Origin of the sequence: Methylocella tundrae, assembly GCF_038024855.1 — a bacterium.
GTDB classification, from domain to species: Bacteria; Pseudomonadota; Alphaproteobacteria; order Rhizobiales; family Beijerinckiaceae; genus Methylocapsa; species Methylocapsa tundrae.
This window is the reverse complement of sequence record NZ_CP139089.1, coordinates 465,368-483,979: the sequence shown is the minus strand read 5'-3', so window position 1 is coordinate 483,979 and position 18,612 is coordinate 465,368. Positions and strand designations below refer to the sequence as shown.

8 protein-coding genes are annotated in these 18,612 nt (G+C 63.5%); 5 read left to right on the top strand and 3 right to left on the bottom strand.

What is annotated here, in order from left to right:
- Nucleotides 1–10: 10 nt before the first annotated feature.
- The 3 genes from SIN04_RS04650 to SIN04_RS04640 are packed head-to-tail and all read right to left on the bottom strand — an operon-like array spanning nt 11 to nt 12,919.
- Entirely contained in the window at nt 11–2,869 is a 2,859-nt protein-coding gene (locus tag SIN04_RS04650) for a condensation domain-containing protein (RefSeq protein ID WP_341264244.1), read from the bottom strand.
- Nucleotides 2,866–10,974 (bottom strand): non-ribosomal peptide synthetase/type I polyketide synthase, encoded by an 8,109-nt coding sequence (locus SIN04_RS04645; protein WP_134486582.1) that lies wholly within the window; start codon nt 10,972–10,974, stop codon nt 2,866–2,868. Before SIN04_RS04645 ends, SIN04_RS04650 begins: the two co-directional genes overlap by 4 nt.
- A 10-nt stretch (nt 10,975–10,984) precedes the next feature.
- Nucleotides 10,985–12,919, bottom strand: coding sequence for a non-ribosomal peptide synthetase (locus SIN04_RS04640; protein WP_166795846.1), 1,935 nt, complete (start codon nt 12,917–12,919; stop codon nt 10,985–10,987).
- 924 nt (nt 12,920–13,843) lie between these two features.
- Here SIN04_RS04640 and SIN04_RS04635 point away from each other — a divergent pair.
- From SIN04_RS04635 to SIN04_RS04615, 5 genes are all read left to right on the top strand, one after another.
- Complete coding sequence (locus tag SIN04_RS04635; protein ID WP_134486575.1) at nt 13,844–14,221, top strand: DUF983 domain-containing protein; 378 nt, start codon at nt 13,844–13,846, stop codon at nt 14,219–14,221.
- Nucleotides 14,218–14,952, top strand: coding sequence for an SURF1 family protein (locus tag SIN04_RS04630; RefSeq protein WP_244605671.1), 735 nt, complete (start codon nt 14,218–14,220; stop codon nt 14,950–14,952). Before SIN04_RS04635 ends, SIN04_RS04630 begins: the two co-directional genes overlap by 4 nt.
- Before the next feature lie 151 nt (nt 14,953–15,103).
- A complete protein-coding gene (gene thrC, locus SIN04_RS04625; protein WP_341264243.1) occupies nt 15,104–16,537 on the top strand; it encodes a threonine synthase in 1,434 nt (477 codons plus the stop codon).
- Nucleotides 16,534–17,802, top strand: coding sequence for a pitrilysin family protein (locus SIN04_RS04620; RefSeq protein ID WP_341264242.1), 1,269 nt, complete (start codon nt 16,534–16,536; stop codon nt 17,800–17,802). Before thrC ends, SIN04_RS04620 begins: the two co-directional genes overlap by 4 nt.
- Before the next feature lie 13 nt (nt 17,803–17,815).
- The gene (locus SIN04_RS04615) at nt 17,816–18,427 is read left to right on the top strand and encodes a GNAT family N-acetyltransferase (RefSeq protein WP_134486566.1); all 612 of its coding nucleotides are present in this window, start codon (nt 17,816–17,818) and stop codon (nt 18,425–18,427) included.
- The last annotated feature ends 185 nt before the right edge of the window (nt 18,428–18,612 follow it).

The window sequence follows — 18,612 nt, the reverse complement described above, 5'->3', positions numbered from 1 at the left end:
GACGGCGCCGTTAGTTCGACTTGAAAGACGCAGCCGAATGGTCGCGTTCGGCGTCAACTTCTTCAAGGCGAGGCTGAAGATATTCGGCGATCAGGCGCGCGCCCTCATCCTGAAACATGTCTTCATGCCAGCCGGGAATTCGACGGATGAAAAGGCCGCCTTTGACGAGATCGGTCCAGCCCATGTTCGGATCGGCGAAATCCGTAACGATTTCGTCGCTCTGGAGAATGACGACGTTGCTTGCGGTCGGAGTAATTTTATAGGCGTTCCGCGCCGCCTCCAGCGAAAGGAGAAACAGCCAATTGTCCCGGCCACGGACTTTTTTGGCCAGTTGCGCGCCGTCGATCAGGCCTATCCAGGCCGCGAAGTCGAGAACGCGGCTTTTGCGAACAAGCGTGAAAGTCGACAAGACCTCCGCCAGCGAGAGCTTGCCCGTGCGAAGCAGATCGATGCGATGGCGCAAGGTGCGAAGCCGGTAATTGAAGTGGTAGACCAGCTTTCTGTGCAACGGATAGGCCGCGAGAAAGCCCGGCGCCCAGATATCCGAGAGAATGAGCAGCGGAACGGATTCGCCCGCCTTCCTTAGTTGCTGCGCGCATTCATAGGCGAGCGCGCCGGCGACGCAGAGGCCGCATAAAATGTATGGGCCGCGCGGCTGAGCCTCACGAATGACGCGGACGTAATCGACCGCGATCTCATTCAGCGTCCGAACTGGCGCCGGAACTCCGCCGGCCGGTTCGAGCAGGGGAATCCCGATGAACGGCCTGTCCAATCCAATCCGTCTCGCGAGATTATAATAGAGAACAGAATTGTTGATGGCGATAATAGGCGTCTTGTCGCCTTCGGGTTGGATTTGAACGAGACGGGGACTTTCCTGCGCGCCTTCGGAAATCGGCAGACGCGCGGCAAATTCCCGCAAAGTCGGAGCCTGGAACAGAGTCACGGGATCCAGCTTGACGCCAAAATCGGCGGCGACTCTCGCCATTAGCCGAATGGTAAGAAGCGAATGGCCGCCAAGTTCGAAAAAGTTCGAGTTTGGGCCAATCTCCCTAACCTTCAGGAGTTCGCGCCAGATCGACGCCAGCTTCATTTCGATGCTGTCCAGACGCGCCGCGCTCCCAGTTGCGGCCGGCGTCGCGGCAAAGGAGCCGGCGGGCGGCGGCGGCAGGGCCCGGTAATCAACGTCGCCCCGCCCATTTCGCGGCAAAGCCAGCAACACGCTGACGCCGCTCGGCGCCGTCGATCCGCCCGGCAGGGCGTCGGAAAGATAGGCGCTCAGCTTGGCGGGAAGCGTTTCGAGTGGAATGCGAAGGCCCGGAACCGGCGTGACATAGGCGTAAGGCCGCGATCGCTCACCGTAATCCAAGCCTGGGGTCACGGCCGCGTCCATGACGTCCATATGCTGGCGCAGGGCCAACTCAATGGCGTCGAGATGCGAGCGCGGCTTTGGCGCCTCGATGAGATCACGCACGGGCGGCGTCAGGGCGGACAATTTGGCGTCTGGACGCAAAATCGCGAATTCGAAGGTCGCCAGAAGAAAATCAAGCAGCCGTTCCGCCGTTCGCCGCTCGAATAGATCCGGATTATATTCCATCGCCATGCGCCAGCCGCTCGGCCAATGGACCATGAAGAAGATCAAATCATAGAGCGAGCCCGCCGACAGCGAGGGTTGCCCGTGCAGGACGAAATCCCCGTAGCTCTTATGGTCCATCACGTCGCGCAGGACGGTGAAATTGACCGAAATGAGCGGCGTCCGCTTCGGATCACGTGGCGGATTGAGAATTTCAACCAGCTTGTCGAACGGCATGCGCTGATTGATCAGCGCCTCCTGAACCGTTTGGTTCACCCGCGTCAGAAATTCGTCGAACGTCGGATCATCCGACGCGTCGAAGCGAATGACAAGATTATTGATGAACATGCCGATCATGTTCTCAAGGTCCGGATCGTCGCGCCCGGCGATCTGGGTCCCGAAGATGACGTCATTTTCACCGGTGTAGCGATGCAGCATCGCTCCCGTCACCGCGCAGCCGAAGCTGAATAAGGTCAGATTGTGCCGGCGGGCGGCTTCCTCCAATTGTTCGCCGAGTTGCGGCGGCAGAACCGCGGCCAATATCTCGCCGCGATAGGTCGGCCGGCTCGGACGCTCATGGTCGGGAACAACCTCGAAATAGGGCGCGCCGCCAAGCTTGTTCTTCCAATAGGCGGTCTCGCTTTCAAACACGCCGCTCGCGAAATATTCCTTCTGCCAGAGGCAGTAATCGCCATATTGCAGCGGCGGCTGGGGCAGATCATAGGGACGCTTGGCGTTGAGGCCTTCGGCGATGACGCCGAACTCATTAGCCAGCACGCGGATCGACCAACCATCGAAAGCGATCTGATGCACGGTGACGAGCAGGATCGCATGATCGCCGGAAAGGCGCAAAAAGGTGACCCGGATCAGCGGGGCCTGCGAAAGGTCAAAGGATTTGTGCGCCTCCCGTTCGCCTTGCGCCAAAGCCTCCTTCAGCCGCTCGGTTTCGGGCAGCATGGAGAGATCGATCACGGATAGCCTGAAGCTCACATGCTCCAACGCCTCCTGCATCGCTTCGCCGTCCTTTTCAAGGAAGCGGGAACGCAGGATTTCGTGCCTGTCGACGATCGTCTGGAACGCCTGCTCGGCCGTGGCCGGGCCGAGGCGGCCGGTCACCTCCCAGCGCAAAGCGACGTTCAGGGCCGGATTGCCAGGGCTCAACGAATTGATGAACCAGCACCGGTTCTGCGACGCCGAGCACGGAAAGATCAGATTGCCGGACGCCGGCGAGTGCTGCTCGTGTGACAAGCCGCTGTCGGCCGGAGTCCCGATCTCATCTTCACTCCGACGCATGGTCATGCGGACGATTCCTTCACTTGGCCTCGCCTGAAACTCTTCAGAGAGGGCGCCGCAGCCGATTTCCCCTCAGCGGATGGCTCGGCGCTAGCAGCCAGCGCAAGCTGTGCAATCGTCGGGAACCGCATCAAATGCCTCGCTTCAAGACCGAGATTTTGCGCCATCATACGCGCTGCAATGCGGAACAGGTGAATGGAATCCGCGCCCAGAGCGAAAATGTTGTCATGAACGCCGACTTCGTTGATCTGCAAAACTTCGCGCCAAATCGTCGCCAGCGCGGCCTCCAGCGCATCCCGCGGCGGCGTGATGATGCGGGCTTCCGCCGATTGCGCCAGGTCTGGCTGCGGCAGTGATTTGCGATCAAGCTTGCCGTTGGGCGTAAGCGGCAGCGCCTCGAGACGCATCCAGATCGCCGGAATCATGTAGTCGGGCAGACGCTGCGCCGCATAGGCCGACAGCTCCGATGACGGGATCGGACCATCCGCCGCCGCGACAGTATAGCCGATCAGGCGTGGCGTGCCGCCGACCGGCGTCTGGACCGCGGCCGCGCAGGCGAGCACGCCGGGATAGCCACGCATCACGGCTTCGATCTCCTCGAGTTCGATCCGGAAGCCGCGCAGTTTGATCTGGGAATCGACGCGGCCGAGGATTTCGACGCCGCCGTCCGGCAGCCGCCGCGCGAGATCGCCGGTGCGATAAAGCCGCTGCGGTCCAAGATCGCCGATGGAGATCTGAAGAAACGCCGCGGCGTTGAGATCGGGGCGGCGGAAATAGCCGATGGCCAGTCCCGCGCCGCCGATGAATAATTCGCCTACGACGCCGACGGGCGTCAGCTGATGAGCCTTGTCGAGAACATAGAGCTCGGTGTTCAGAACTGGCGAGCCGATCGTGATGGTCGCCGGCGCCGGCGAAACTCTCCCGATGCTCGACCAGATGGTCGTTTCGGTTGGGCCGTAGACGTTCCACAACTCGCCGCCGTTTTTCAGCAGCGTGTCGGCGAGATCGCGCGGCAGGGCTTCGCCGCCACACAGCATCCTGAGGCCGCGGCGCGGCGCAAATCCAGCCTCCGTCAGAATGCGCCAGAGCGAGGGCGTCGCCTGGACGATGGTCGCTTGCGTCTTCTCGATCAGCGTGGCGAGGCCAAAGCCTCCCCGCACGTCATCCCTGCTCGCGATGACGACCGAGCCGCCGGTGATCAGCGGCAGATAGAGCTCCAGCGCCGCGATGTCGAAGGAGATGGTCGTCGCCGCGACGAGAACGTCGCTTGGGCGAGCGTCGAGAGTCCGTGCGATCGACCACAGAAGATTGGCGACCGAGCGATGGGCGATTTCAACGCCCTTCGGCGCGCCCGTCGATCCCGAGGTGAAGATGACGTAGCAGGGGCGTGAAGCGTCGCTCTCGACGGCAGGAGCGCTCGACGGGCGGCTTGCGATAAGGCCCGCATCGGCGTCGATCCGCACCACCGGAATTCCTGGCGCCATAGCTCCCATGAACGCATTGTCGCAGACGACCGCCGAGACGGCCGCATTGTCGAGGACAAGGCGCAGCCGCGCCGCCGGATGGCCTGGATCGAGCGGCACATAGGCGCAGCCGGTCTTCATGATCGCCAGCAAGGCGATCAGCATGTCGAGCGAACGCTCCGTCGCGACGCCTATGCGGGCGGACGGATCGCTGACGACGCCGCGCAAATGATTGGCCAGCCGGTTGGCTCGTTCGTCCAGCTCGCGATAGCTGAGGGCGCCGTCGGCGAAGCGGGCGGCGACGGCGCCCGGCGTGCGCGCCGCCTGAGCGGCGATGAGTTCATGCACGGGCCGCAGGTCGAGATCGTTCGCCGCGCTCCTGTTGAGCTCCTGCGTTAGCCAATGGCGCTCTTCAGTCGAGATCAGGGGCAGCGCCGATATGGGCTGCGCAGGGCTCGCGGCGATTTCGCCGAGGAGCGTGCGATAATGGCCGATCCAGCGTTCGATCGTCGATTCATCGAAGAGGCCCGAATTATAGTCGCAGTCGACGCGCAGGCCGCCGTCCTGTTCCGTAACATTGAAGAAGAGATCGAAGATAACCGCGCTTTTCGGATTCGATTGCGTCTCAATCTCGAGCCCCGCCACATGGATCTTGTCGGCTATGCGCTCGAGATTGAATTGGGCCTCGACGAGGGGGCGACGTCCGGCCTCGCGCGGCAACGCCATCTTGCGAACCAGCGTGCCGAGCGTGAAGCTCTGGTTCTCATAGGCCGCGAGCACAATCTGGCGCGTCGCCGCCAGATGTTCGGCCATCGTCGTCTCAGCAGTCCAACGCCCGCGCAGCGGCAGAAAATTGACGCAATGGCCAACGAGATTATCGCCCTCGGCGAGAGATTGGCCAGCTGCGGGAATGCCGACGACGACTTCCTCCTGACCCGCGAGCCGGGCGAGCAGGGTTTCAAAGGCCGCGAGCAAACCGACAAACAGGGTGCAGCCCTGACGCGCCGCCGCCTTGCGGAAAAGCTGGGTCAGCTCGGGATCAATCCTCCGGGTCAGAGTCGCGCCGGCAAAGCTTTTTTGCGCCTGGCGCGGATGATCCGTCGGCAGATCCAGCGCCGGCGGCGGCGGCGTGAACTGCGGCAGCCAGAAAGCCTCGACGACGGCTCCTTCCCGCGCCTGCCGCGCGCGTTCCTCGGCGCCGTAGCGGACAAATGACAGAGGCGTCGGCAGCTCAGCGGCCGCGCCCGAGACGCCGGCCTCATAAAGCTTGGTCACCTCATCAATAATGACATTGAACGACCAGCCGTCGCAGATGATGTGATGCGCCGTCACGACTAGCGCGTGATCATCCGCCGCGAAGCGAACCAGTTGCGCCCGCACGAGCGGCCCGTTGACAAGGTTAAAAGCCGTCCTCGCATCATGGGCGAGAAGGTCGCGCCAGGCGTCCTGCGCCGCCGGTCGTGACGTCCGCTCGAGATCGCGCTCGATAAAATCGAGTTCAAGCGAGGGCAGAATGCGCATGCGCTGGCCATCGGCCTGAAAGACCGCGCGCAAGGCGTCGTGCCGGGTGATCACCTCGTTCAGCGCTTTCGTCAAAGCATTGCGGTCGAGTCGGCCGCGAAGGCGCAACGTAACCGATTCATTGAAGGCGCATGAAGCCTCGTCCGAGAGCTGGGCGGAGAGCCAGATTTCTGTCTGCGCTTCGGTCAGCGGAACGTCGGTTTCGGGCTCCGGCCCGAGGCCGGGAGGCGCCGGCATGAAGTCGGATTTTTGCATCGTTATGATGGCGTCCTCGAACGCTTCGGCGATGGCTGCGATGTCGGCCTCGCTATGCGCCGTCGTCAGGAAGCAGGGATAATGCTCCTGCACATAGACGCCGCGTTCCAGCATGTGCGGATAGAACAGGCCAGCGTAGCGCGACACATTCGAGAGATTGAAGAAGAACAGGCTGCCGAAGGTCTCGATTTGAAAATCGAGGCCGCGCTTTTTCACGAATTCATCGAGCCGCTTGACGAGCGCGGCCGTGCGCGCGCTGACCCCCTCCTGCAGGGCCGGCCCCTGCTCCTTCAGATGGTTCAGCACCGCCCACACCGCCGCCATGACGAGCGGATGGCGCACGAAGGTTCCAGCGAAGAAGGTCATCCCGACTTCGGGATAGGAATCGTCGCCATAGCTCCACATGCCGCCGTCGAGCGCGTCCATGAAGGCGGCCTTGCCCGCGAGAATGCCGACTGGAAGGCCGCCGCCGACGACCTTGCCGTAGGTCGCAAGATCGGCCCTGATGTCGAACAGGGCCTGCATGCCGCCAGGATGCATGCGAAAACCGGTGACGACTTCATCAAAAATCAATGCCGAGCCCGAGCGTTCGGTGATGGAGCGGATTTCACGCAGAAACTCGACCGGCCGAAGTTCGGGATGGCGGCTTTGCACCGGCTCGACCAGCACCGCCGCGAGATCGTCCGCATGGGCGCGGATCCACTCGAGCGATTCCGGCGCGCCATAGGGCAGCACCACCATGTTCTCGACCGACTTGCCCGGAATGCCGGCCGCAGCGGGAATGGCGCGCGCGACGCCGGAGCGCAGCGTTCCCTTGACCAGAACCTCGTCGAACTGGCCGTGATAATCGCCGGTGAACGTTGCGATCGTGTTGCGGCCTGTCACCGTGCGGGCGATTCGCATCGCCGCCATGACGGCTTCGGACCCCGTGTTGCAGAAGGTGACCCGCTCATTGCCCGTCATTTCGGCGAACAGCGCCGCGACGCGCCCCGCGAGAGCCGATTGCGGCCCGATCGCGAAACCCTCGCGCAATTGCTCGGCGACGGCGTCGACGACGAAGGGCGCCGCATGGCCGAAGAAAGTCTGGCCGTAGCCATTGACGAGATCGATGTAGGCATTGCCGTCGACGTCATAGATGCGCGAGCCTTTCGCGCGATCGCTGACGACGGGATAGACGAGATCCTTCCACTCCGAACGAAAGCCAGAGGCGGCGCGCGGATCGGCGAGAACCGACCGATATTGCGCCGTCATCCGCTTGGATTGCGCCGTCCGTTCATTGAAGCGCGCAATGAGCTCGGCGAGGGCGCGCTGCTGCCTTTCGTTCATCTCGACGGGCGGGGCGGAGCGAGACGCCGCGATCATCTCGAAACGTGACTTCGGCTCGTTCGCGGTCGGCGCGGAAGCCGCCAGGGAAATCGGCGCGGAAATCGGCGCTTTCGTCGCGGCGGCGGCCGCCCCTGCGGCCGGCTGAGGAGGAGCCGACATCGCCGGAGGGGCAGGAAGCGCGCCGGTCACGGGAGCGCCGCGCAAGGCCTCGAGTTGCTGCGCCATGAGGCGGCTCATGACGTCGAGCTGATCGCGGATCACCTGCTCGACGCCGGCCGATCCGGCGGCGGGCGGCGCGTTAGACGCCGCTTGCGACAGGGAGGGCTGCGCGGCGGCTGCCGGCGCCGGCGCTGACCGAGTGAGGGCGGTGGGAACCGCCTTGACGGCTTGCGGGGCGCGCAGTTCGGGCGGCAAATTCGCCTCGAGGTGAGCGGTGAGCGCCGGGATTGTAGAGAGATCGCCAAGCAATTGCCTGAAAGTCAGCTTGGCTTTGAACTCGCGCTGCAGCTGCTGGGTCGCCTGGCTGAGGAACAAGGAGTCGAAGCCCATCTCAAGGAACGTCGTCTCCGGCGCAAGATCGGCGATAGCCTCGCCCGACAAAGCTTCGAAAAGCTCCACGACGCGTTGACGCAGGTTCGCGCTCGTTGCGGCGGATGCGGCGGTGGAATCGCTTTGGGTCGGAGTAATGGGCGCTGCGGTCATGGGCGGGGAAATCTCTGGAAAGGATGTTTCAAACAAAGAGGCCTGGGGCAAAATTGTTTCTGTGAACGCGGCGTCGCGTGAAAATAACTCGTCAACATCGGCTGAGGCTGACGTGGAAAGGGAGGGAGCCGGGGCCCGGCGCTCATTGACCCGTTCGACAGGCGGCGCGTCGATCCAATGACGGACGCGCTCGAATGGATAGGCTGGCAGAGAAACCCGGCGCCGTTTGGCGTCCGAATGAACGCCGCGCCAATCGATCGGAACGCCGGCGCACCAGAGCTGCGCGGTCGAGCGCGCGATGACCTCGCTGTCGGAGGCTTCGCGCGCCGCGTCCGGCAACGAGGCGAGGACGGTGTCGGGCGCGCTTCCCATCCCACCCTGCCGCGCGAGCGTCGAGAGGGTCACACCAGGGCCGGCCTCAAGCAGAATGGCGTCGGGTCCGGCGTCGCGCAGCAGCGTCGCGAGCCCGGCGGCAAAGCGCACCGGGGCGCGGCAATGGGTCGCCCAATAATCGGGGGAGGTCGCCTCCGAGGCGGTCAGCCAGTCTCCTGTCGTCGACGAAATCAGGCGCATCGCCGGAGGCGCGAGCCGAACGCCCGCAAATTGCTCGCGCAGGGCTTTCGCGGCCGGCTCCATCATCGGCGAGTGGAACGCGTGCGAGGTATGCAGGCGGCGCGTCATCACGCCCCGCGCGGAGAGTTCGGCGTCGAGTTCGGCGATGGCGTCGTCGGGGCCAGCCGCGACGCAGAGCTTTGGTCCATTGATCGCGGCGAGCGCCAGAGACTCTTGCAGGAAAGGCGTCAATTCGGCTTCCGGCAGGCGCACCGCCATCATGGAGCCGCGCGGCATTTCCTGCATCAGACGGCCGCGCGCGGCGATCAGACGAAGCGCATCCTCATGCGAGAATACGCCGGCGAGACAGGCGCCGACGAATTCGCCGATGCTGTGGCCGATCATCATCTGCGGCGTCACGCCGATGCTGCGCCACAACGCCGCCAGAGCATAGCCGACGGCGAACAGGGCGGGTTGCGCGATTTCGGTCGCCTGCAGCCCTTCCGCGTCGGCGCGCTCCCCGGTCTCGCCATAGAGGAGCGCGCAGAGGTCCGCGCCGAGCGCCGGGCGCAAAATCTCGGCGCTGCGGCGCATGCTCTCGCTGAACACCGTCTCGGTCCGATAGAGCTCCAATCCCATGGCCGGATATTGCGCGCCCTGCCCGGGGAACATGAAAGCGAGCGTTCGCGCGCCGCGCGGCTCGCCCGTGATCAAGCCCTTCCCCGACTCGAGGCCCGCCGCCGCCGATTCGAGATCGCCGAGGGCGACCGCCGCGCGATGGCTGAAAGCGCGCCGCCCGGCCTGCGTCGTATAAGCGACGTCGGCCAGCGTCAGCTCAGGATGGGATTGAAGATGCGCGGCCAGATTGCGCCGCGCCGTTTCAAGAGCGATGGCGCTGCGCGCCGAAACGCAGATAATCTGCGCCGGCCGCCGGGTCGGTTCCGAAAAGGCCAAAGGGGCCTCCTCCAGCACGGCATGCGCATTGGTGCCGCCGACGCCGAAGGCGCTGACCCCAGCCCGGCGCGGTTCGTCGCCGCGTGGCCATTCGCGCCATGTGTCATTGACGTAAAAAGGCCCGCCCTCGAAAGCGATATGCGGATTGGGAGTCTCAAAAAACAGCGTCGCCGGCAGTTGCCGGTCCTGCAGGGCGAGCGCCGTCTTGATGAGGCTAGTGACGCCGGCGGCCGCGTCGAGATGACCGACGTTCGGCTTCACCGATCCGAGCGCGCAAAAGCCGACATCCTCAGTGCTGGCGCGGAAGGCGCGGGTCAGACCCGCGACCTCGATCGGATCGCCGAGCGGCGTCGCCGTCCCGTGACACTCGACATAGCTGATCGACCGCGCATCGACCTCGGCGTTGGCCAGAGCCGCCGCGATCACCTCCCATTGGCCGTTGACGCTCGGCGCCGTGAAGCCGGCCCGCGCGGCGCCGTCATTGTTCAGCGCGGCGCCGCGAATCACCGCGTAGATATGATCGCCGTCAGCAATCGCGTCCTCGACCCGCTTCAACAGAACGACGCCGGCGCCGCTGCCGAATACGGTGCCGTCCGCTTTGGCGTCGAAGGTGCGCACGCGCCCCGTCGGCGACACCATGGCGCCCTCGACCGCGAGATAGCCCCGGCGCTGCGGCAGCGTGATCGAGACGCCGCCCGCGAGCGCCATGTCGGATTCGAAAAGCAACAGGCTCTGGCACGCCTGCGCTATGGCGACGAGCGATGTCGAACAGGCGGTCTGCACGGTCATCGCCGGTCCGCGCAAGCCGAGCTTGTAGGAGACGCGCGTCGCAAAAACATCCGGCAAGGCGCCGATCAGTTCGCCGTAGCTGCCGACCTGATAATTGCTGGTGAAAAGCTCGACCGCCGCGCGATCCTGGAGAACGTTGCGCAGAAAATAGGTGCTCATGCTGCAGCCGGCGAAGACGCCGATCGCGTCTTTGTAGGCGGCCGGATCGTAGCCTGCGTCCTCCAGCGCATGCCAGGCGCATTCGAGGAACACGCGGTGCTGAGGATCGGTGAGTTCAGCCTCGCGCGCATGCATGCCGAAGAAGCCAGCGTCGAACTCCTCGACGCCCTCCAGCACCGAGCGCGCGCGGACGAAATTCGGATCGCCGCGAACGCTTGCGTCGAAAGCGTCCTCGAGCTCCGCATCGGTGAAATGGTTGATCGATTCGACGCCCGCGCGCAAGTTACGCCAGAACGAGGCGACATCGGCGGCGCCGGGAAACCGGCCGGCCATCCCAATGATGGCGATCCCCGGCGGAGCCGGCGAAGGGGCGGATGCGTTCTCTTTCATGGCGTCTGCTCTATGATGTCGAAACCACGCGACGGCGGGAGGCGCGCTTGAGCGCCTCGGCCTGACGCGCCTTGCGGCTGTTGAGATCGTCGACGGCGACTCTGTCTGTCGAGGCCTCGGCGCCCTTGCCCGCGGCGGACGCATCAAGGCTTTGCAGATGCGCCGCGAGCGAACGGATGGTCGTAAATTCGAAGAGGGCGGTCATCGGCACATCACAGAAGAAGCGCGCCTTGATTTCCTCTTGCAACGCCATCACGTCGAGCGAAGCGCCGCCGAGATCGAAAAAATTTGCGTCGACTCCGACGGAATCCGTTTTCAACAGCCGGCTCCAGACCCCGGCGAGCGTCGCCTCGATGGCGTTCAGATCCTGCGCGACGGCAAGCGGCGCCGCCCTTGCGCCGGCGAATTCGGGAAGCGACGCGCGATCGATCTTGCCATTGGGCGTGCGCGGCAAATCGCGGAGCACGACGAAATGCGCCGGGACCAAATGGTCTGGAGCAAGATCAAGCATGTGCCGCCGCAACGCCTCTGGATCGATTGATGAGTGTGAGCTGACATATGCGATGATCTGCCGATCCCCGTCTGTGCGCTTGCGCACCTGCGCGGCCGCGTCGGCGACCTGCGGCAGTCGCCGCAACAGCGCTTCGACCTCGTCAAGCTCGACCCTCTTACCGAAAATCTTCACCTGGCGATCGACGCGGCCGGTGAAGTCGATGACGCCATCCGCCCGGCGCCGGACGAGATCGCCTGTCCGGTACATCAGTTGACCCGCCTCCCCGCAGAAAGGATCGGGCAGAAACTTTTCGGCGGTGAGCTCCGGCCGCTTCAGATAGCCGATCGCCACGCCATCGCCGGCCGCGAACAGCTCGCCCTCCTCACCAGCCGGCACGGGCCGCAGGTTTTGATCCAGCACATAGACGCGGGTATGCTCGATCGGCTGCCCGATCGGCGCCGCCGCATCCGCGCTGAAATCTCGCGGCAGATCGTAGCAGCAGGTGAAAGTAGTGTTTTCCGTCGGGCCATAACCGTTGACGAGACGGCATTGCGGCAGCGCGTCGAGCACGCGCCTGACATGTCGCGGCGACAGCACGTCGCCGCCGGCGATCAGCTGGCGCAGCGGCCGTAGAATCTCGATCTGATGATCGACGATCGCATGAAAAAGGCTGGCGGTGAACCAGGCCGTCGTCACGCCGCCTTCGCGGATGGCGGCGCCGATTTCGTTGAAGCTCGGATGCGCGGCGCCAACAATGGCGAGCGCGGCTCCGTTGAGCAAGGGGCTCCAGATTTCGAATGTCGACGCATCGAAGGCCAATGGCGCGAGATGCAGGACAACATCATCCGGGCCGAGGTCGACGAAGCTGTTGAAGGCAAGGCGGGTCACGCCGCGGTGGGGAACCATGACCCCTTTCGGCCGCCCGGTCGTCCCCGAAGTGTACATGACATAGGCAAGATCATCACCCGCGACGGTTTCCGCCAGCGCGCCGCCGCTCTCGCGCGCGATGGCCTCTTCTTCCGCGTCCATCAAAAGAGTTGGCGCCGTCCATGGAAGCGCCGCCGGCGAGAACGCGACGCCGTCGGCGGCCAATCGGGCTTTGGAAAACATGTGCGAGGCCGAAACCACGATGAATGGCTCAGCGTCCGACGCGATAAAGGCGAGATGATCGGCCGGATAGGCAGGGTCAAGCGGCGCAAAGGCGGCGCCCGCCTTCAGAACGCCAAGCATCGCAATGATCGCTTCGGGCGATCGCGATAGAAACAATCCGACGATCGCGCCGGGACGAATCCCTCTCGACGTCAAGAACCTGGCGAACTGGTTCGACTTTCGATCGAGCTGCGAATATGAAAGAACACGACCGTCATATAAAACCGCCGCATGGTCCGCGTGGTCACGCGCGACTTCAATAAAAAAGGAATGAATTGTCCGGCGCACATCGAAAGCAGCCACGTCGGAATTCCCGTCTCTGCGTCCAGAATGGTGAAACATGGCAACAACCTCTCCATTCAGGGACAGCGCCGGACAGTTCCCAACCAGACTCCCGCGAGACCGCGACCGTTCGCACCTTTGGAAACTGTGAAGCGGATGTCTTCGAGTTGAGACTTAAGCCATTGAATAATAATAACTCTCCAACACACTATATATTCGCTTTGAAAACCGGCCAACTCTTTTTGGCAATATGGCGAAAATGTGTTTCTCATGCGGGAATACATCCAATCGAGATCAATGAATTGTTTTGACGCGCATCCGGGCAAAGACTCTCCGGGAGGTCCCTCTTGGGCAAAGCCCGACCCTTGCGAAAACTCATTCAGCGCTCCAATTAGTCGTCGATCAATCCGGCGAACGACGCATGCCGCCTCTCGCGGAAAGAGCGTGGGTGTAGCTGTCGCGCGCCCTCCCAATTCGCAAAAAAAATTGGACAAAGAGCCGCCCGAATGGACGCAATTCTACTAAATCTCGCTATCCTGGGAGACTCCGCGCTTAAATAGATTAGTCAAAAAATTAGGCCTTAATGCCTCGATCTGAAACCGATCCCGTCAATAAATTTAAGCTCTAAATAATAATTAGTGTTAAATGTGATTATTCATCATGGCTTCGTAGTTTCCCCGGCTGAGGAGCGCGTCCACTCAAGATGAAATCAGGGATAAACACTACCATATACCATTTACCGATACAAATGATCGCTTGTTCATAATTGTCCCGCAGCGATGTCGGCGCGCTCCTGGCGGAGGGCTAGCAAGAGCCGCTCCCTATCGGGGCGGCGTAAACTGCGCCAAGCCGTGGTATGACGTCGGACGACAGGCGGACTGCCAACTGCGCGCCGCGCAGGCTTGAGACGGGCCCCGCTTCGGATCAACCCCGTAAGGATATGCGATGACACATGAAGACGGCTATTTGCCCCCATCGCCTTTGGCCGCAGGACTGAAAGGCCGCTGTCCCCGCTGCGGAAAGGGAGCGCTCTTCAAAGGCTTCCTCACGTTCGCGCCGAAGTGCGATGTCTGTGGTCTTGATTTTGGCTTCGCCGACTCGGCTGACGGCCCAGCGGTTTTCGTTTCCCTGATCGGCGGCTTCATCGTGCTCGGCATAGCTTTATGGACGGAGCTGACGTTCGAACCGCCGATGTGGGTTCATCTCGTTGTGTTTCTGCCGCTGACGCTGATCGTCTGCATCGGACTTTTGCGTCCGCTGAAAGGCGTCCTTGTCGCGCAGCAATATCGCACCAAGGCCGAACAAGGGCGGTTCGAGCGTTGACGCGGACGTTGACGAAAGAACGGCCGGCCGGGCTGCTCTGGCCTGCGATCGCGACGCTTCTCGGCTGCGCTTTTCTGACGGCGCTCGGCGTCTGGCAATTGCATCGCCTCGCCTGGAAGGAAGGCCTGATCGCGCAGATCGAGGCCCGCGCCAAGGCGCCCCCTTCGGCGTTGCCGCCAGAGAGCCAGTGGGCGCAATTGCGCCCGGACGATTATGAGTATCGCCACGTCGAACTGACGGGCGTCTTTGACAATGGCAAGGAAGCGCTGATCTTTCGCCCAGCCGGCGGCGCGGCGAGGCAGCCGGGCTATCTCGTGCTCACGCCTCTGCGGCTCGACTCAGGCGCTTACGTCATCGTCAATCGAGGCTTCGCGCCGCTCGACCGGAAAGACCCCGGCAGCCGGCCGCAGGGACAAGTCGAAGGCGAAACCCATGTCACGGGCTTGATGCGCCAGCCGGAATCGCGAAACCTGTTCACCCCCGCCGATCATCCGGAAACGGGCGCGTATTTCACGCGCGACCCAGCCTTGATCGCCGCCCATTTCGGTCTTTCCCCGGCGGCGCCCTTCAGCATCGACGCGGACGCGGCGCCGATCCCCGGCGGCTGGCCGCAAGGGGGCGCGACGGAGCTGGTTTTTCCCAATAATCACCTCTCCTACGCGCTGACCTGGTTCGGCCTTGCTTTCGCGCTTGTCGCGGTATTCGTCGTCTTTGCATGGCAAAACCGCTAATTGCGCCATATTCTCCTGATTTTCGTTTGAGAACAATGGCGCGATTTCGTCTTATGCAACAGCGCCTGTTGCTGCCCGCCTCGCTGAATTATGTTAGACGCCTTGGCTCAATCGATAAATTCGTCGCTCCGGCGAGATCTGGATCCCTGTCTTGAAATACATCTCCACCCGCGGCGAAGCTGCGCCGCTATCCTTCACCCAGACGCTGCTCGCAGGGCTCGCGCCGGACGGCGGCCTATACTTGCCGCAAGACTATCCAAGGCTAAGCCAGGAGGAGATCGCTGATTTTGCCGGCAGATCCTATGCGGAAGTCGCTGAAGCCGTCATCTCGCCTTATGTGGCAGACGAGATCGCGGCCCCGGCCCTGCGCGGCATGATCGAGGCCGCCTACGCGAGCTTTCGGCATCCGGCCATCGCCCCCCTCGCCCAGCTTGACGATAATCTCTTTACGCTCGAACTTTTCCACGGTCCGACGCTGGCCTTCAAAGATCTCGCGATGCAGCTGCTGGCGCGCCTCGTCGAACACGCGCTGCACGCGCGCGGACAACGGGCGACAATCGTCGGCGCGACCTCTGGCGACACGGGCGCCGCGGCGATCGAGGCCTTCTCGGGCCTGCGACAGGTCGATGTGTTTATTCTTTACCCGCATGGGCGCGTCTCGGAGGTGCAGCGGCGCCAGATGACCACGGTCGGCGCCGACAACATTCACGCCATCGCCATCGAGGGCTCTTTCGACGACGCGCAGGCCGCGGTCAAAGCTCTTTTCAACAACCCGCCGCTGCGCGAGAAACTCAATCTTTGCGGCGTGAACTCGATCAACTGGGCGCGCATCCTCGCCCAGACCGTCTATTACTTCACGAGCGCCGTCGCTCTTGGCGCCCCTTATCGTCCTGTTTCCTTCGTCACGCCGACGGGCAATTTCGGCGATGTTTTCGCCGGCTGGATCGCCAAGCGCATGGGGCTGCCTGTCGACCGGCTGGTGATCGCCACCAATTCCAACGACATCCTGCCGCGCGCCCTCGCGAGCGGCGCCTATGCCCTCGGCGAGGTGCGCCCGACGCAATCGCCCTCGATGGACATTCAGGTTTCGTCCAATTTCGAGCGGCTTCTGTTTGAAGCCTATGGCCGCGACGCGCCGACGATCCGCGCCAAGATGGCGCAACTCGCCCAGTCGCGCTCGTTCGACATCGACGCCGACGCGCTGAACGCCATCCGCGCCGATTTCGACGCGTTCAGCGTCAGCGAAGCACAGACCAGCCAGGAGATCGCGCGGCTCTGGCGCGAAGCGCGCTATCTCTGTGATCCGCACTCCGCCGTCGGCGTCAGCGCCGCGCGGCGGGAGGCGCTTTCACGCGGGGCAAGAACGCCGCTCGTCGTGCTTGGCACCGCCCATGCCGCGAAGTTTCCCGACGCCATCGAGGCCGCCACGGGCCTGCGCCCGGAGCTGCCGCCACATCTCGCCGGCCTCATGGAGCGGCCCGAGCATTTCTCGGTCCTGCCCAATGATCAGGGCGAAATCGAACGCTTCATTCGCGCCGCCGTCTCGGGCGAGACGGGCCGAGAGCCTCAAAAGGCGGCGTCATGAGCGCAAAGGTCACGACATTGCCGTCCGGGCTTCGCGTCGTCACCGACGCCATGCCGCATCTCGAAACCGCCTCGCTCGGCGTCTGGGTCGGCGCGGGGTCGCGCCACGAGCGCAAGAGCGAACATGGCCTCTCCCATCTTCTCGAACACATGGCCTTCAAAGGCACGCGCCGGCGTTCGGCTCGGGCGATCGCCGAAGAGATCGAGGCCGCGGGCGGCGATCTCAACGCCGCGACGAGCACCGAACACACCGCCTATTACGCCCATGTGCTCGCCGAGGACGCGCCGCTCGCGCTTGACATCCTCGCCGACATCCTGACCGACAGCATCTTCGACGCGGAAGAGCTCGAGCGCGAAAAAGGCGTCATCCTTCAGGAGATCGGCGCGGTCGAAGATACGCCGGACGATTTCGTTTTCGACCTGTTCAACGCCTCGGCCTTTCCCGACCAGCCGATCGGCCGGCCGATTCTGGGAACGCCCGAACAGATCGCCGGCTTCAGCCGCGACGCCATCGGCGCTTATCTCGACAGCCATTACTGCAGCCGCGCGACCGTGATCGGCGCCGCCGGCGCCATCGACCATGATCGCATCTGCGCGGATGTGGAGAAGCGCTTTTCGGGCCTTGCGGCCGGCGGCGATTCCCGCGCCGCGGCGCCGGCCGCGCTTTATCGCGGCGGCGAAATCCTGATGAAGCGCCGGCTCGAACAGGCCCATATCGTCATCGGATTCGAAGGGCTCTCCTACGCCGACGAGAATTTTTACGCCCTGCAGGTGTTCGCCAACGCTGTCGGCGGCGGCATGTCCTCGCGCCTGTTCCAGGAAGTGCGCGAGACGCGCGGCCTTGCCTATTCCATCCACGCCTTTCACTGGGGCTATTCGGATACCGGCCTTTTCGGCTTTTACGCGGCGACCGGCGCCAAGGACGTCGCGGAATTGATGCCAGTCGCCCTTGATTGCCTCGGCGAAGCGGCGCAACGGCTGAGCGAGGCCGAAGCGCGCCGCGCCAAGGCGCAGATGAAGGTCTCGCTGCTCGCGGCGCTTGAATCGCCCTCCGCGCGTTGCGAACAAATCGCGCGGCAGGTGATGGCTTTCGACAGGGTCCTCTCGCGCGAGGAAATCATCGGCAAGATTGATCAGCTTGATATTGCCGCCATCCGGCAAGCGGGCGCGCGGGCGCTCTCATCGAAGCCGACGGTCGCCGCCATCGGCCCTGTTAGCAAGGTTTTTGCCCCCGACCGCGTCGCGCAGCGTCTGCGCGCCTGTTGAAGGAGTTGGCGCCGTGGCGCTTTTTCGAATCGGGCCGAACATCGAGATTCCTCACTTTGTGCGCGGCGACGGCGTCTATCTGCGGCCGCCGGAAATGCGCGACTTCGAGGCGTGGTCGAGCCTGCGCGAACACAGCCGCGATTTTCTGACGCCGTGGGAACCGACCTGGCCCGGCGACGATCTGACGCGCGCCGCTTTCCGCCGGCGCGTGCGCCGCCATCAGCAGGAGATCGAGAGCAACGAAGCCTATCCGTTTCTTGTCTTTCGCGACGATGACGTGCTGCTTGGCGGCCTCACCCTCGGCCAGATCAAGCGCGGCGTCGTGCAGGCCGCGACGCTCGGCTATTGGATCGGCGAAATTTTCGCGAATCAAGGCTTTATGACGAGGGCCGCGCGCGCGGCGGTGGCCTTTTCCTTCGGCTCGCTGCGGCTTCATCGGGTCGAGGCCTCCTGCCTGCCCCATAACGCGGCCTCGATGAGACTGCTGGAACGCGTCGGGTTCAAGCGGGAAGGCTATGCGCGCGCCTATCTGCGCATCAACGGAGTCTGGGAGGATCATTTGCTGTTCGGCATGCTCGAATCCGATCAGACGCCCTTGCGGCCGCCGCGGCAGGGCAAGTTCTGAATCGGCAAGCTATTCACCGGCGAGGCCGCGACCGGCGAAGGTTTTTGCTTGCGCGCCTCATCCGCGCATCCCAAAACCGACACGAATGACCGCTAAACCGTCTCGTTGCCGCTGGCGGACATAAGCTTCACCATTCAAGATCGCCCCTCGGCTCGAACCGCTCCTTTCGCGGGCGGCTCCATTCC

Bases quoted from the DNA above. Each gene is read 5' to 3' on its own strand.
- SIN04_RS04645 (WP_134486582.1), bottom strand. From the start codon at position 10,974: ATGAAAGAGAACGCATCCGCCCCTTCGCCGGCTCCGCCGGGGATCGCC.
- SIN04_RS04650 (WP_341264244.1), bottom strand. From the start codon at position 2,869: ATGACCATGCGTCGGAGTGAAGATGAGATCGGGACTCCGGCCGACAGC.
- SIN04_RS04620 (WP_341264242.1), top strand. From the start codon at position 16,534: ATGAGCGCAAAGGTCACGACATTGCCGTCCGGGCTTCGCGTCGTCACC.
- SIN04_RS04635 (WP_134486575.1), top strand. From the start codon at position 13,844: ATGACACATGAAGACGGCTATTTGCCCCCATCGCCTTTGGCCGCAGGA.